Origin of the sequence: Candidatus Palauibacter sp. (assembly GCF_965216145.1) — a bacterium.
Classification (GTDB): domain Bacteria; phylum Gemmatimonadota; class Gemmatimonadetes; order Palauibacterales; family Palauibacteraceae; genus Palauibacter.
Window position 1 is genome coordinate 3,167,457 of the sequence record NZ_OZ244149.1, and the last position, 14,073, is coordinate 3,181,529.

Here is a 14,073-nt window from a genome sequence, read left to right on the forward strand (position 1 = left end):
ATCCGCGCCGCGAGGATTCGTCCCGGAGCCCGGCTGGCGGTGACCGACGGAAAGGGCCGGTGCTGGGAGGGGGAACTCGTCGAACTGGATCGGCGGCGGGCCCGCTGCCGGCTGTTGCGGGCCCTCCCGGTGCGTCCGCCACTGCCCCTGCGCGTGTGGGCCCCGGTGGCGAACCGTGACCGTTCGCTGTGGCTGGTCGAGAAGGTCGTCGAACTCGGGGCGTCGGCCGTAACCTGGATCGAGTGGGAGCGGTCGCGGTCGGTCGGCGACGCGGGTCGTTCGGAGGGGTTCCGTCGGCGGGCCGGGAAGCGGGTGCGGGCCGCCGTGAAACAGTCGGGCGGGAGCTGGCTGCCCCGGCTCGACGGTCCGTTGACGCTGGAGGAGGCGCTGGCAGGCCACGACGGGCAGGGTGGCTCGCCGATGTGAGCGGCCCGTCCCTCCTGGCCGGCGGCGCCCTGCGCGACCCGTGCCGGAGCGGCCACGGGAGTCCGCTGACGCTCGCGGTCGGGCCGGAGGGCGGGCTGACGCGCGCTGAGCGCCGACGCTGCGTGGAAGCAGGGTTCGAACTCGTGTCGCTGGGGCGGGGTACGCTGCGATTCGAGACGGCGGCGATCGCGGCGGTGGCGCTCGCTTCGGCCATCCTCGAAAACCTGGAGGGGACATGACGGATTGCGTGTTCTGCGCCATCGCGGCGGGCGCCATCCCGGCGGATATCGTCGCGGAGGAGGACGGTTGGGTCGCGTTCCGCGACCTCGAACCTCAGGCACCCGTGCATGTGCTTGTGGTCCCCCGGACCCATGTATCGAGTCTCGCGACGCTGTCGAGCGGTACGCTCGGCGGAGAACTCGTGCTCGCCTGCGCCGCGGTCGCCCGCTCCGAGGGGCTGGGGGACGGGTACCGCGTCGTCACCAACGCGGGCGAGGACGGAGGTCAGGCCGTCGCGCACCTCCACTTCCACGTGCTCGGCGGCCGCCGCATGGGTTGGCCGCCCGGTTGAGACCCCGGTTGAGCCCGATGGATCACGCGCTGCGCGTGCTCGAGTTCGATCGCGTGGTCGCCGCGATCTCAGGGTACGCCGCGTCCGAGCCGGGGAAATCGAAGGTCCGCGCCCTCCGTCCGCTCCCCGATGCGCCCTCCGCCCGCCGCGCCCTCGCGGCCGTGGGCGAGTTGCAGGCGCTCCTGGCGAGCGGCGATGGGTGGAACCTGGATGCGTTCCCGGAGCTGGGACCGGCGCTGCGCTGCCTGACGATCGACGATGCGTGGCTGGACCCCGGCGACCTGCTCGCCTGCGCGAAGGTCATGGCGGCAGGGCGGATCGCCCGGGGGCTCGCGGAACGACTCGATCCCGAGGGCCTCCCGGTGCTCCTGGTCGGCCGGCTGTGGGGTGACCGGGCGCTCGAGAAGCGGATCGCGGCCACCTTCGACGCTGCCGGTGGGGTCGCGGATGGGGCCTCGCCCGAGTTGCGGCGCCTCCGGCGAGCGCTCACGGGGGCTCGCGTGCGTCTCGTCGAGGAACTCACGCGTTTCGCCGGCTCGCTCCCCGAACGGGTGCGCGTTCCCGACGCCTCCGTCACGGTCCGCAACGGGCGCTACTGCATCCCGGTGCGGCGCGAGGGGAAGGGCATCGCGGGAGGGCTCGTGCACGACGCCTCGGCGAGCCGCCGCACGCTGTTCGTGGAGCCCGTGCGCGCCATCGAGGCGATGAACGGGATCAGGGAACTCGAACTCCGCGAGGAGCGCGAGGTGGAGCGGATCCTGCGGGAACTCGCTGCCGCAATACGCCGTCACGCCTCCGAACTCGCCGCTTCGTACGGGGCGTTGGTGGAGCTGGACGCGCTTCGCGCCCGCGCCCTGTTCGCGGCCGGGATGGAAGCCTCGCCCCCGGCCTTCGTCGACCCGGTGGCGGAAGGGATCCGCATCCGCGGCGCGCGGCATCCCCTGCTCGCGCTTGCCCCCGGGGGCGCCGTGCCGTTCGATCTCGACCTCTCGGCCGATGAGCGGGTGCTCCTCGTGTCGGGCCCCAACGCGGGCGGCAAGACGGTTCTCCTCAAGACACTGGGGCTCCTCAGCGCGCTCGTGCAAAGCGGCGTCGTCCCGCCCCTTCGGGCCGGAAGCCGAATCCCCTTCTTTCGCCGCTTGTTCGCGGTCATCGGCGACGAGCAGTCGATCGACGCGTCGCTCTCCACCTTCGGGGCGCAGGCGCGCAATCTGGCGGAGATCCTGAACGAGGCGGACGAGCGGGACCTCGTCCTCTTCGATGAGATCGGGAGCGCGACGGATCCGGCGGAAGGGGGTGCGCTGGCGGCGGCGGCGCTGGAGCGTCTGGCCGGGCAGGCGCGGCTCACGGTCGCCACGACGCACCTGGGCGACCTGAAGCGGCTCGGCGACGACGGGGCGGCGGTGCAGGCCTCGCTCGAGTTCGATTCCAGGCGTCTCGAACCCACGTACCGGCTCGTGCGGGACCGTCCGGGACGGAGCTACGCCCTCGTCATCGCCGCGCGACTGGGGGTCCCGGAGGACGTGCTCGCGAGCGCGCACGCGCGGCTGGGCCCGGAACACGTGTCGCTCGACACCCTGCTCGCCCGCCTGGAGGCGGAACGGGGAGAGATCGAGGACCTGCGGGCCCGACTCGAGTGTCGGACGGAGGAGACGGCGGCGCGGGAGCGCGACCTGGCGTCCCGGGAGACCGCGCTCGCGGATTCCGAGCGCGCGGCCGAGAGGCAGCGGGAGGTGGCGCGGCGAGAGACGCTGCGCCAGGCCCGGGAACGGGTCGAGGCCGCAATCGCGCGGCTGGAGTCCGAATACGTGGGGGGCGATGAACCGACCCGGCGAGCGGCGAAGCGGGCGGTGCGCGGCGAAGTGGAGCGGGCACTCCGCACTTCGGCCCGGAAGTTGCGCGCACTGGGCGATCGCGCACCCGCCACCGAGGCCGCGGAGACCCCGCGGGCAGGGGAGGCCGTCCGCTGGAGCGCCTCCGACCGACCCGCCACGCTCGTGGAGGTCCGCGGGGCTCGGGGCGTGATCGAGGTCGGCGGGTTGCGCCTTACGGTACCGCTGCGCGACCTGACGCCGCATTCTGGAGCGGTGGCGCCCCGAGGGAAGCGTTCTTCGTCCGGAGGTTCCCGCGAGGCGGGGGAACGCCGGCCCATCATCAGGGTCGAGACCCAGGTCGATCTGCGGGGGCTGCGCGCCGATGAGGTGGACGCGGCGCTCACGCCCGCGATCGACGCCGCGGTGGTGGGAGATCTCCCCTGGCTCCGCATCATCCACGGAAAGGGGACGGGCGCCCTCAGGGCCCGCGTCCAGGAGATTCTGAACGGAGACCCGCGGATCCGGCTCGTCCGGGCGGGCGGGGCGGGCGAAGGGGGTACCGGGGTGACGGTCGTGGAATTCGAGTAGGCGGATGCAGCGGGCGATGATGCAGCGGGCGATGAGGCGTCGCGACGGTTCCGGTGGGGGGAGGCGCGCGTGGTGAGCGACGCGCTCGTCGAGGAGATCCGCGCCCGCGCCGACCTGATCGAGGTCGTGGGCGAGCACGTTCGGCTCCGGCGCTCCGGCAAGAGCTACCGCGGGCCCTGTCCGCTGCACGGCGGGGACGGTCCGAACTTCGCCGTCGATCCTCAGCGGCAGATCTTCAAGTGCTTTGTGTGCGGCGAGGGCGGAGATGTCTTCGGGTTCCTGATGAAGCACCTCGGATTCGAGTTCCCCGAGGCGGTGCGTCACGTCGGGGCGCGGGTCGGGATCGAGGTCCCGGACCGGGAGGAGCGCCGCGAGGACCCGCACGCACCCCTGCGCGGCGTCCTCGCGTTCGCGGCCGAGTGGTTCCAGGGTCGGCTCCGGGAACCCGCCGGGGCCCGGGCACGCGCCTACCTGCAGGGCCGGGGTCTGCCGCTGGAGGAGGCGCTCGAGTTCGGGCTGGGGTACGCGGACGATGAATGGCGGGTGTTTCGCGCGGCCGCGGCCCGGCACGGCATCGAGGAAGGGGCGCTCTTGCGACTGGGGCTGCTCGCGACGAGCGAGAAGGCAGAGGAACCCTACGACCGCTTTCGCGGACGACTGATGTTCACGATCCAGGACCTCCGCGACCGGCCGATCGGCTTCGGCGGCCGGGTCCTCGATCCGAACTCCGATGCGCCCAAGTACATCAACTCGCCCGAGTCTCCCGTCTTCCGGAAGGGGGAGGAACTCTACGCGCTCAACCGCGCCCGCCACGCGATGCGGCGCGAGGGGCACGCGGCGGTCGCCGAGGGCTTCACGGACATCATCGCGCTGCACCGGGCGGGGCTCGAGTTCGCGGTCGCCGGGCTGGGTACCGCCTTTACAGCCGACCAGGCGCGACAACTCGCCCGCTACGCGAAGCGGGCCTATCTGCTCTACGACAGCGACACGGCCGGGCTGCGCGCGACCTTCCGGACTGGCGACATCCTCCTCGCCGCCGGCGTCCATCCGCTGGTCGTCTCCCTGCCCCCCGGGGAAGACCCGGATTCGCTGATCCGCAGGGAGGGGGCGGCCGCCCTCCGGCACCTCATGGACGACGCGGTGGACCTGCTCGAACGCAAGCTCCAGATCCTGGGGCGCGAGGGATATCTCGACCGCGTGGAGGGCCGGCGGCGTGCGGTGGACGGCCTGCTGAGCACGCTCCGGGCCGTGGCCGACCCGGCGCTGCGCGACATCTACGTGGACCGTGCGGTCGAGGGGCTCGGGATAAGACGGGACACGCTCGTGCACGAGATCGCGCGCGCGGAGCGGCCCAGGATTCGCCGCCCTCCCGCGGGTCCCGACCCCGGAAGGCCCGACGACAGCCCTCCCGTCGAGTCGCGAACGGAACGGGCGTTTCTTCTCCTCCTCGTGCGCGACCCTTCGCTGACGCGGAGGGCGGTCCGCACAGGGCTCTCACCCCGGCACCTGCGCGACCGGTGGGGCCGCGAGATCTTCGAGATCCTGTCGGCGGCGTGCGACGAGGGCGTGGACGCGGAAGATGTGGACTGGTCCTCCGCCTCCGGGCCCGCCCGCGCGCGCTTGACCGCCCTCCAGGAGGCGGGGGAGGAGATCCCCGACCCGGACGGGGTCTTCGAAGCCGCGGTGAGCCGCCTCCTGTATCGGCGGCATCGAGAACGCCTGAACGAGATCGATCGCGAACTGGAACTTGCGGACAGCGAGCAGCAACGTCGATTGTTGAGCGAGAAGCAGGAACTCGCACGGGAACTTCGAGACGCGGGCGAGGCCGCCGCATTCATGCCCCGACAGGGCGCGGGGCGGCCGGGCTTCGCCGATCGACCGGGGGGCGCCCCGACCGGGTTGCCCGGTTGACAGCCGGAGAGAGCATGCAGGCGACCGATACCGTCGACGAATTACTCACGCTTCAGGAGATCGATATCGAGATCCTGAGGATCGAAAGCGAACTCGCGACACTGGACGAGGAGGTCGCCGAACTTCGCATCACGGTGGATGCGCTCGAGAAGCGGGTCGCCGGGATCCGGGGCGACGCCCGGAAGGCGGAAGCGCGCGTGGAACGTTACCGCCGCTCCGTGGAGGCGGGGCGAGCGACCCTCAAGCGACTTGAATCGCGTTCCGCCGCGGTCGTGAACGAGCAGCAGTATCTCGCCGTGCGGAGCGAGACGGAGACGGCCTGGCGGAATCTGCGAGGGGCGGAGGACGACCAGCTCGACGCCATGCTGGAGCTCGAGTCGGCGCGCGAGGCCTTCAGCGCGGCCGAGGGTGAGTTGAAGGAATCCGCCGCCGCCCTCGCGGAACGGGCCGCCGCCGCCGATGACCTGCGCTCGGCGTTCGAGCGCGAACTGCACCTGCGGGGCGCGGCCCGGAAAACCCAGGAAGATCGTCTCGGCCGGCGGGCGCTCCAACTCTACAGGTCGGCCGGCGGGGGAGGGAAGCGTTCGGCGCTTGCGGAACTCACGGCGGACGGCGTGTGCGGACAGTGCTTCACCTCTGTGCCCAAGCAGCGCCAGGCCGAGATCCGGACGCGTCGCGATCTGGCCGTCTGCGAAGGCTGCGGAATCATCCTCTACCCGGTGTCCTCCGGCGCCTGACACGCCGAACCATGCGACTCCGCATCATCGCGGGCGATCTGGGCGGCAGGTACATCGACGCTCCGCCCGGACGGCGCACCCGCCCCACGGCCGCGAGGGTGCGGGAGGCCTGGTTCTCCGCGCTCGGCGAGGATGTCCTCGATGCGCGCGTCGCCGACCTCTACGCCGGTTCCGGGGCGCTGGGCATCGAGGCGCTGTCGCGCGGCGCGGCGCACGTCCATTTCGTCGAGTCGGACCGAGGGGTCGCTTCCGTGCTCGACCGGAACATCCGCAGGCTCGGGCTCGCGGACCGGTCCCGGATCGGGCGCTGCGATGCCCTCGCCTGGATCGACGGCCTGATCGCTCCGCTCGACCTTGTCTTCGCCGACCCCCCGTACGGATCGACCGCCGGCCGCGGGCTCGTGGAGCGCTTTCGCCTCCGACCATTCGCCGCCCAGTTCTGGCTCGAGCACGACGCCGACGCCGGTCTGGCCACGACCGCGGACTGGACGAGGGAATACGGCGACACCCGCGTGAGCCGGTTCCTGGCTCCTGCATGCGCCCCGATCTCGACACCTGAACGGAAGCTCGGATGAAGAAAACCATCGCCGTGTACCCGGGATCCTTCGATCCGCTCACGATTGGACACGAGGACATCGTGCGGCGGATCGTGCGGCTCGTGGACCATCTGATCGTCGCCGTGGCCGAGACCGCCACGCAGCCGAAGTCGGGCCTCTTCCCGATCGACGAGCGCGTCGAACTCATCCGCTCCGCGTTCGCGGACGAGCCCCGGGTGGAGGCGACCTCCTTTTGCGGGTTGCTCGTGGACTTCGCCCGGGCGCGGAAAGCCCGCATCATCGTGCGGGGGCTCCGGGCCGTGAGCGACTTCGAGTACGAATTCCAGATGGCGCTGATGAACCGCTCCCTGTGGCCCGAGGTGGAGGTCCTGTTCATGGCCCCGGCCACGCGCCACACCTTCCTGAGTTCGTCGCTCGTGCGCGAGGTCGGACGCCTCGGCGGCGATGTGACCGATTTCGTGAGCCCGGTGGTGAAGGCCCGTATGGATCGCGCCTTCGAGCGGCCCGCAACGGATTGAACCCGGTGCCGACCCCGCGGGACTTCATCGGCCGCCTGCGGGTGCGAGCCGCCACGGCCGAGGCCAGGATCGGCTTCCCCGAGGCCGAGGAATCCCGAACGGCCGAGGCCATCCGGATCCTGCGATCCGAGGGCTGGGTTCACCCCGTCGAGATCGGCCCCGGGCGTGGCGGGCTCGAAGGCGCCGCGCGACGCCTCGCCGAGGGTGAACTCGACGGCGTCGTCGCGGGCGCCGTCCACTCGACGGCGGAGGTGATCCGGGCGGGTCTGCGCATCGTCGGAGTCGCGGAAGGGGTGGAGACCGTGTCCGCGGCCTTCTACATGGTCTTCGAGCGGCCGCGGGAGCGCGTACTCACGCTCACGGACACCGCGGTCGTCCCCGCGCCGACGCCGGAGCAGATGGCTGACAGCGCCTCGGCCGCCTGCGATGCGCGGCGGGCCATCGTGGGGGACGACCCGGTCGTCGCCTTCCTGTCCTACTCGACGCTCGGCTCGGCCGGCGGGCCGGCCGTGGACCGTGTGCGCGAAGCGCTCGATCTGTTTCGGCGGCGGCGACCCGATATCGAGGCGGACGGAGAGCTGCAGGCGGACGCGGCGCTCGTTCCCGGGATCGCGGCGGCGAAGGCTCCCGGCTCCCGGGTGGCGGGGCGCGCGAACCTGCTCGTCTTCCCGAACCTCGACGCCGCGAACATCGCCTACAAGCTGCTCGAGAGACTCGCCGGAGCGCGCGCGCCGGGACCGATCCTCCAGGGTCTGCGGCGGCCGCTCAACGACCTCTCCCGCGGCGCCTCCGTCTCCGATATCGTGGACGTCGCGTGCATCACGGCACTCATGTCGCGAGGGAGCAAATCGCGAGGGAGCAAAGCATGACGTTTTCGTTGGAACGGCTCGGAGCCACGACGGTGGTCAGCGTCGATGGCCAGCTCACCCTCAATAACCGGGGCGAACTCAGGGAACGCGTTCTCGCGCGTCTGGCGGATGGCGAAACCGACTTCGTGATCGATTTCGCCGACGCCGACTACATAGACTCGTCGGGCCTGGGCGTGCTCGTCAGTCTCTCGAAGCACATCCGCGATGGGCACGGGCGCCTCAAGCTGGCCGGGCTTAACGAGGACCTCGCCCGGCTGTTCGCGCTCACGAAGCTGGATTCGCTGTTCGACATCGCCGAGACCCGGGCGGCCGCGCTGGGCGAAACCTGACCCGGGCGGCGAGTCCGGGCATGGCCGCCGGCGACCCCCGCCGGATCCTCGTCCTCTCGAGTCGGCCGGATATCGTCCAGGCGGTGGCGGAGGCCGCTTCGGCGATCGAACCGAGGCCCGAAGTTCGCGGGCTCTTCGGGCAGCCGCTGAACGTGCGCGATTCCGACCTCATCCTCGTCGACATGGCGGAACCTCGCGCCACCATACCCTACCTGCGGCGGCGGTTCGGCGGCGGGCCCGCGCTCGTCGCGCTGGTCGAGGGTGCCTGGATCGACCGCCTCGGATCCGCGCTGGCGGAGGACTGGACGGACTACCTCTTCTATCCTCTGAACGCCGACGAACTGGGGCTCGTGTGGGAGAAGCACACCTCCCCCGCGGACGCACCCGAACTCACCCTCGACGTGGACGGGTCCGGCCGGATTCGCGTCGTGTTTCCTTCCCGCGTCCAGTACCAGCACCCGGTGGTCGACCGGGTTGTCGTCGCGTGTCGGCATCTCGCGGACCTCGATGGCGAGACGGCCTTCCGGCTGCGGGTCACACTCGGAGAGGCCGTCGCGAACGCGATCCTGTACGGGAGCGGAGACCGGCCCGGGGCGGTGGTCCGGATCACGGCGGTCGCCCGCCGGGAGGGTCTGCGCGTGAAGGTGGCGGATGAGGGCGAGGGATTCGACCCCGAGGCCGTCCCGGACCCGATCTCGGGCGAGGGGATCGGGCGGCCGAGGGGCCGCGGGCTCTTCCTCCTGAGGCAGCTGGCCGATCGCGTCGAGTTCAACGAGGTCGGGAACGAAGTCAGCCTGACGTTTCACGGGGCGCCCGATCCGCTGGTGCGGGTCGAACCCCTCCTCGGGCGCTTCGCCGCCGTGACCGGCCTGCGGTTCCGGCTCGACCGACGGTTCGACGACGGCGTGCGGGTGCTGTTCGACTGCCTGGAGAAAGAGGGCGGCGAATCGGGCGGTGAATCGGGCGGCGGCGCAGCCGGAGAATTGCGTGAGACGTGGCCCCTCGGCCCCGAGGGGGGGCTGCGGCTCGTCTACGAGACGGCGCGGGATGACGGACCCGGGGAAGGGGCTCCCCCCGATGTGGACGCGGCCGCGCTGCTCGCGGGGTGGCTCGCGGCGGTCGCGGAGGGCGAACAGGCCGGCGAGCGACTCCTCGCGCGGCGGATGCGCCGCGAACGGGTGCTCGCCGAACTGGAAATCGCGCGGGACCTCCAACTGCGACTCCTTCCGGCGCCGGAGGACTTTCGCGATCTGGCGCGCGTGGCGGCCCGGTGCGATCCGGCTCTCTCGCTCGGGGGCGACTTCTATTACCTGGTCCGCCTTCACGAGGGACGGCTCGGTATCATGCTGGGGGACGTGAGTTCGCACGGCCCGTCCGCGGCCCTGATCATGGCGCGCACCCTGAGCGCGGTGGCCGTGGCGACCGGGGTGGAGAGCGAACCCGGCGCGGCGCTGGACGCGATGCAGGGTCAGCTGCGGGAGGCGCTGGAGTCGACCGAGATGTACATGACCCTCTTCTACGGCGTGCTCGACCCCGCGCGCGGCGAACTCCGCTACGCCAACGCCGGACACCCCTACGCGTATCTGGTCGGATCGCGGGAGCGATCCGTCGACTCGAGGCGCTCGACCCGCCGGTGGGGATTGCTCGGGTCGAGGCGTACCGGCAGGAGCGGATCGCGTGGTCCGGCGATACGCTGCTCGCCTTCACCGACGGACTCGCGGAGCTGAGCGACCCCATCGCGGCGCCCGGAGCGCGGGTCCGCCGGCGGATCGATCAGGGTGAACTCGATCCGGAGATCCTCGTCAAGGCCCTGTTCGCCGACAGCGACGACGAGATGCGGCTCGACGACCGGACCGCGGTCGCGGTGCGTCTGTGACCGGCGGGGAGGCGTCGCCCCCGCGCGCGAAGCGCTCTCTGGGCCAGAATTTTCTCGTCGACCCGAACATTCAGCGCAAGATCGTGGCCGAGCTCGATCCCGGCCCGGAAGATGTCGTGCTCGAAGTCGGACCGGGCCACGGAGAGTTGAGTCGTCACCTGCTCGGGCGCTGTCGGCGGCTCGTCCTGATCGAGAAGGATCGCGATCTCGCCCGGGAACTCGCGACGCGCTGGAACGGCCGTCCCGGAGTCGAGGTCGTCGAGGGCGATGCGCTTCGGCTGGATCTGTCCGCCCTCGCCCCGCGCGGGATGCCGCTTCGGGTGGTGTCGAACGTCCCCTACAACATCACCTCGCCTCTTCTGTTCGCGTTTCTCGACATCGACCCCGCGGCGGTACGGGTGGTGATCACGGTTCAGCGGGAAGTGGCGGAGCGGATCGTCGCGCCCCCGGGGACGAAGGCCTACGGCGCGCTGTCGGTCGGCGTGCGTGCGGTCGCCGACACCTCGCTCGCGTTCCACATCGGCCGACAGGCCTTCCGGCCGGTGCCGGCGGTGGACTCGGCCGTGCTGCGCCTCGAGCCCCGGCCGCACCCGGCCGCGGTGGGCCACGACGAGCTGAGGGCGCTCACGCGGGCCTGCTTCAACCGCCGCCGCAAACAGCTCCAGAAAACGCTCCGAACCGCCCCGGAGCTGGGATTCAGAGGGGACCCGAGGGCGTTTCTCTGCAGCCTCTCCATCGATCCCGCCGTCCGGCCGGAAGCGCTCGATCCGGAGACGTTCGTCGCGCTCGCGGCGAAACTGCGGACGATCAGGGAGATGGATCCCGCGCGTTGAGTTGATGCCGGACCGGACCTATCTTGGCTTGTGAATACTTTCACAAGGCTAGCAGCCCTTGGCGAAACCCCGACTGCATTCGACCGCCGATACATTTCCGCCGAACGCTTCGCTCTGCGTTGCTCCTCGGTCACATAGCGCTGCCATGCTCCCTCGTCGCGCCTTGTCGCCCGAACGTCTCGGCGCTCTCGGTGCGACGCGGGGTTTCGCCACGGACTGCCAGGCATGAGCGGCAGAATTTCCGATTCCACAGTCCGGCGCCTCTCGTTGTACCTCCGCATGTTGCGCGACCTCGAGCGAACCGGCGTCGAGGTCGTGTCGAGCGCGCGGCTCGCCGAGCCTTCCGGCGCGACGTCGGCACAGGTTCGGAAGGATCTGAGCCACTTCGGTTCGTTCGGAAAGCGAGGGCGCGGGTATTCCGTCGAGGGTCTCGTGCGAGCACTGGAGGGGATCCTCGGGCTATCGCACAGCTGGCGGCTCGCGCTCGTCGGCGTCGGCAAGATCGGTACGGCGCTCCTCGGGTACGGGGGGCTCGCGGCGCGGGGGTTCGACGTGGTGGCCGCGTTTGATGCCGACGATGCGAAGATCGGAACCCGGGCCTTCGGCCTGACCATCCGCTCCATGTCCGAGTTGCGGCCGGTGATCGCGGAACTGGGAGTCGACATCGGGGTGGTCGCGACGCCCGCGAGGGTGGCGGCGGACGTCGCGGCGGGGCTCGGGCGGGCCGGCGTGGGGGCGATCCTGAACTTCGCGCCGATCGACCTGTCGGAGATCGACGGGCTCCCGATCCGGACCGTGGACATCGTGCTCGAGCTGGAAGGCCTGAGCTACCTGCTCTCCGAGGCGAGCCGACGGTCGCGGAGCGGCGGCGCGGGGGGCTGATCCGTGTCGCAGCGAGGCGAGGGCCGCTCGGGCGGCGAGATGTCGCGGGTTCCCGCGGTTCGCTTCGCTCCGGAGGGCGTGCTGTTCCGCAGGGCCATGGCGCGTCTCGATCAGGGCGCCTGCGAGGCCCGCGATCTGGCGGTCGAGATGTTCGGCATCCGGGGAGGCCCTCCGGGGCTTGCCGATCAGCTCGTGGCCGAGGTCCTGGAGGGGGCCCCGGATGTGGTCCGCGAGGGTCCGGACGGAGCTGTGTGGCGACTGGCGCGGTGTGAGGCGAAGCGTGCGGAGAAGCGACGCGACGGCCTGCACCAGCTTCGCTACGCCGTGGTGGATGTCGAGACGAACGGAGGCGTCGCGGGCGCGGGCGGACGGGTCGTCGAGATCGCGATCGTGGAGGTCGACCGGGGTGAGATCGGAGACTGCTTTTCCACCCTCGTCGATGCGGGGGTGGCGATCCCGCCGTGGATCACGCGCCTCACGGGAATCCGCACGGAGATGACCTGCGGGGCGCCGAGCTTCTCGCAGATCTGCGACCAGGTGCGCGAGCGGCTCAGCGGCCGGGTTTTCGTCGCGCACAACGCGGGATACGATTGGGGCTTCCTGCGCGCCGAAATGAGACGAGCCGGGGCCGCCGTGCCGCGCGGGCCCCGCTTGTGCACCGTTCACCTGGCGCGCCGACTGCTGCCCGGACTGGATCGCCGCGGGCTGGACGCGGTCGCCGACTACTACGGGATCGAGATCCGGGAACGGCACCGTGCGCGAGGGGATGCGGTCGCGACGGCCCGCATCCTCGTCCGCATGCTGGCGGACGCGGAGCGGCGCGGGTGGACGACCTGGCCGGCGCTGCGGCGTGCCCTGGCCCGCCCGTCGCGACGCAAGCGGCCGCCGGACGCGAGCGGGCCGCCCGACGAATCCCATACGGGAGGGAAAACGACCGACCATGGATGACCATATGGACAGAGACAGGATCCCGGTGATCGTCTCCGCCGCGCGGCTCCCCACGGGCCGCTTCATGGGCGGACTCTCCTCGCTCGCGGCCCCGGATCTCGGAGGCCTCGCGATCTCCGCGGCCATCGACAGGGCGGGGATCGACCTCGCCGACATCGAGGACGTGATCATGGGCAACGTCGTACAGGCGGGCGTCGGACAGGCGCCCGCCCGCCAGGCGGCCATCCGGGGCGGCGTTCCGGAGACGGTCCCGGCGGTGACGATAAACAAGGTCTGCGGCTCGGGACTCAAGGCGGTCATGCTGGCGGCCCAGGCGATCAGGGCCGGGGACGCCCGGGTCGTGGTCGCGGGCGGGATGGAATCGATGTCGAACGCGCCCTACCTGCTGAGGGGGTATCGGGAAGGTGTGAAGTTCGGCGATCGGTCGATGGTCGACGGCCTCATCCACGACGGACTCTGGTGCGCCTTCGGGACCTGCCACATGGGCGGACACGCGGAGTACACGGCCCACAAGGCGGGCGTGAGCCGCGAGGATCAGGATGCCTGGGCCCTCGCAAGCCACGAGAAGGCGATCGGGGCGATCGACACGGGGGGGTTCGCGGCGGAAGTCGTGCCCGTGCATATCGAAACGCGCGGGGGCACCGTAACGGTCGATGTGGACGAACCGCCCCGTCGCGGCACTTCGCCGGAAGCGCTGGCGCGGCTGCGTCCGGCCTTCGCGGGCGACGCGCCCCCCGAGGTCAGCGAGCCGAGCGTCACGGCCGGCAACGCGCCGGGCCTCAACGACGGGGCCGCCGCGACGCTGGTCACCTCCGAGGCGTACGCCGAGGCGCACGGACTCCCGGTCCTGGGGCGGATCCGGGCCTACGCCGTCGCGGCGACCGCGCCGCGTGACCTGTTCTTCGCACCGGTCGCGGCCGTGGCGAAGCTGATGACGCTCGACGAGGCGGTGACGGCCGATTACGGACTGGTGGAGATGAATGAAGCGTTCGCGGTGCAGGTGCTGGCGGATGCCCGTGAACTGGGGCTGGATCTCGACCGGGTGAACGTCCGGGGCGGTGCGATCGCCCTCGGCCACCCGATCGGAGCGTCGGGCGCGAAGATCCTCACCACGCTCCTCTACGCGATGCGGGACCGGGACGTCGAACGTGGCATGGCGACCCTGTGTCTCGGCGGCGGGAACGCCGTCGCGATGAGCGTGGAGCGCGCGTAGC

Annotated in this window: 16 protein-coding genes; all 16 read left to right on the forward strand. The window is 71.4% G+C overall.

Translation table 11 applies throughout. The features are described from left to right. Positions 1–15: 15 nt before the first annotated feature. Complete coding sequence (locus tag ACOOHF_RS13455; protein ID WP_420464372.1) at positions 16–426, forward strand: 16S rRNA (uracil(1498)-N(3))-methyltransferase; 411 nt, start codon at positions 16–18, stop codon at positions 424–426. Continuing rightward, positions 423–665: an RsmE family RNA methyltransferase gene (locus ACOOHF_RS13460; RefSeq protein ID WP_420462098.1), complete on the forward strand. Its 243-nt coding sequence runs from the start codon at positions 423–425 to the stop codon at positions 663–665. Before ACOOHF_RS13455 ends, ACOOHF_RS13460 begins: the two co-directional genes overlap by 4 nt. After that, positions 662–997 carry a histidine triad nucleotide-binding protein gene (locus tag ACOOHF_RS13465; RefSeq protein ID WP_419941879.1) on the forward strand — a complete coding sequence of 112 codons (336 nt, stop codon included), beginning with the start codon at positions 662–664 and terminating at the stop codon, positions 995–997. The genes ACOOHF_RS13460 and ACOOHF_RS13465 overlap by 4 nt, the downstream gene beginning before the upstream one ends. A 17-nt stretch (positions 998–1,014) precedes the next feature. Then, positions 1,015–3,399 carry an endonuclease MutS2 gene (locus tag ACOOHF_RS13470; RefSeq protein ID WP_420464373.1) on the forward strand — a complete coding sequence of 795 codons (2,385 nt, stop codon included), beginning with the start codon at positions 1,015–1,017 and terminating at the stop codon, positions 3,397–3,399. A 72-nt stretch (positions 3,400–3,471) separates the two neighbouring features. Continuing rightward, the gene (gene dnaG, locus ACOOHF_RS13475) at positions 3,472–5,310 is read left to right on the forward strand and encodes a DNA primase (RefSeq protein WP_420462099.1); all 1,839 of its coding nucleotides are present in this window, start codon (positions 3,472–3,474) and stop codon (positions 5,308–5,310) included. A 14-nt stretch (positions 5,311–5,324) separates the two neighbouring features. Next, on the forward strand, positions 5,325–6,047 hold the full coding sequence (locus ACOOHF_RS13480; protein ID WP_420462100.1) for a zinc ribbon domain-containing protein: 723 nt from the start codon (positions 5,325–5,327) through the stop codon (positions 6,045–6,047). An 11-nt stretch (positions 6,048–6,058) separates the two neighbouring features. Then, positions 6,059–6,622 (forward strand): RsmD family RNA methyltransferase, encoded by a 564-nt coding sequence (locus ACOOHF_RS13485; RefSeq protein ID WP_420462101.1) that lies wholly within the window; start codon positions 6,059–6,061, stop codon positions 6,620–6,622. Continuing rightward, positions 6,619–7,122, forward strand: a complete 504-nt coding sequence (coaD, locus tag ACOOHF_RS13490) for a pantetheine-phosphate adenylyltransferase (RefSeq protein ID WP_420462102.1) — start codon at positions 6,619–6,621, stop codon at positions 7,120–7,122. The genes ACOOHF_RS13485 and coaD overlap by 4 nt, the downstream gene beginning before the upstream one ends. Before the next feature lie 5 nt (positions 7,123–7,127). Beyond that, on the forward strand, positions 7,128–7,991 hold the full coding sequence (locus tag ACOOHF_RS13495) for a phosphate acyltransferase (RefSeq protein WP_420462103.1): 864 nt from the start codon (positions 7,128–7,130) through the stop codon (positions 7,989–7,991). Then, the gene (locus tag ACOOHF_RS13500; RefSeq protein WP_419941873.1) at positions 7,988–8,320 is read left to right on the forward strand and encodes an STAS domain-containing protein; all 333 of its coding nucleotides are present in this window, start codon (positions 7,988–7,990) and stop codon (positions 8,318–8,320) included. The genes ACOOHF_RS13495 and ACOOHF_RS13500 overlap by 4 nt, the downstream gene beginning before the upstream one ends. Positions 8,321–8,340: 20 nt before the next feature. Beyond that, positions 8,341–10,047: a PP2C family protein-serine/threonine phosphatase gene (locus ACOOHF_RS13505; RefSeq protein WP_420462104.1), complete on the forward strand. Its 1,707-nt coding sequence runs from the start codon at positions 8,341–8,343 to the stop codon at positions 10,045–10,047. Beyond that, on the forward strand, positions 9,954–10,196 hold the full coding sequence (locus ACOOHF_RS13510; protein ID WP_420462105.1) for a hypothetical protein: 243 nt from the start codon (positions 9,954–9,956) through the stop codon (positions 10,194–10,196). Before ACOOHF_RS13505 ends, ACOOHF_RS13510 begins: the two co-directional genes overlap by 94 nt. Further along, positions 10,193–11,029: a 16S rRNA (adenine(1518)-N(6)/adenine(1519)-N(6))-dimethyltransferase RsmA gene (rsmA, locus tag ACOOHF_RS13515; protein ID WP_420462106.1), complete on the forward strand. Its 837-nt coding sequence runs from the start codon at positions 10,193–10,195 to the stop codon at positions 11,027–11,029. The genes ACOOHF_RS13510 and rsmA overlap by 4 nt, the downstream gene beginning before the upstream one ends. A 225-nt stretch (positions 11,030–11,254) precedes the next feature. After that, positions 11,255–11,911 (forward strand): redox-sensing transcriptional repressor Rex, encoded by a 657-nt coding sequence (locus ACOOHF_RS13520; protein WP_420462107.1) that lies wholly within the window; start codon positions 11,255–11,257, stop codon positions 11,909–11,911. Between the two features lie 3 nt (positions 11,912–11,914). After that, positions 11,915–12,859: a PolC-type DNA polymerase III gene (locus ACOOHF_RS13525; RefSeq protein WP_420462108.1), complete on the forward strand. Its 945-nt coding sequence runs from the start codon at positions 11,915–11,917 to the stop codon at positions 12,857–12,859. A gap of 4 nt (positions 12,860–12,863) precedes the next feature. Beyond that, positions 12,864–14,072 (forward strand): thiolase family protein, encoded by a 1,209-nt coding sequence (locus tag ACOOHF_RS13530; RefSeq protein ID WP_420462109.1) that lies wholly within the window; start codon positions 12,864–12,866, stop codon positions 14,070–14,072. Position 14,073 lies beyond the last annotated feature (1 nt).

Bases quoted from the DNA above. Each gene is read 5' to 3' on its own strand.
- ACOOHF_RS13465 (WP_419941879.1), top strand. From the start codon at position 662: ATGACGGATTGCGTGTTCTGCGCCATCGCGGCGGGCGCCATCCCGGCG.
- ACOOHF_RS13470 (WP_420464373.1), top strand. From the start codon at position 1,015: ATGGATCACGCGCTGCGCGTGCTCGAGTTCGATCGCGTGGTCGCCGCG.
- ACOOHF_RS13480 (WP_420462100.1), top strand. From the start codon at position 5,325: ATGCAGGCGACCGATACCGTCGACGAATTACTCACGCTTCAGGAGATC.
- ACOOHF_RS13485 (WP_420462101.1), top strand. From the start codon at position 6,059: ATGCGACTCCGCATCATCGCGGGCGATCTGGGCGGCAGGTACATCGAC.
- coaD (WP_420462102.1), top strand. From the start codon at position 6,619: ATGAAGAAAACCATCGCCGTGTACCCGGGATCCTTCGATCCGCTCACG.
- ACOOHF_RS13500 (WP_419941873.1), top strand. From the start codon at position 7,988: ATGACGTTTTCGTTGGAACGGCTCGGAGCCACGACGGTGGTCAGCGTC.
- ACOOHF_RS13505 (WP_420462104.1), top strand. From the start codon at position 8,341: ATGGCCGCCGGCGACCCCCGCCGGATCCTCGTCCTCTCGAGTCGGCCG.
- ACOOHF_RS13520 (WP_420462107.1), top strand. From the start codon at position 11,255: ATGAGCGGCAGAATTTCCGATTCCACAGTCCGGCGCCTCTCGTTGTAC.
- ACOOHF_RS13530 (WP_420462109.1), top strand. From the start codon at position 12,864: ATGGACAGAGACAGGATCCCGGTGATCGTCTCCGCCGCGCGGCTCCCC.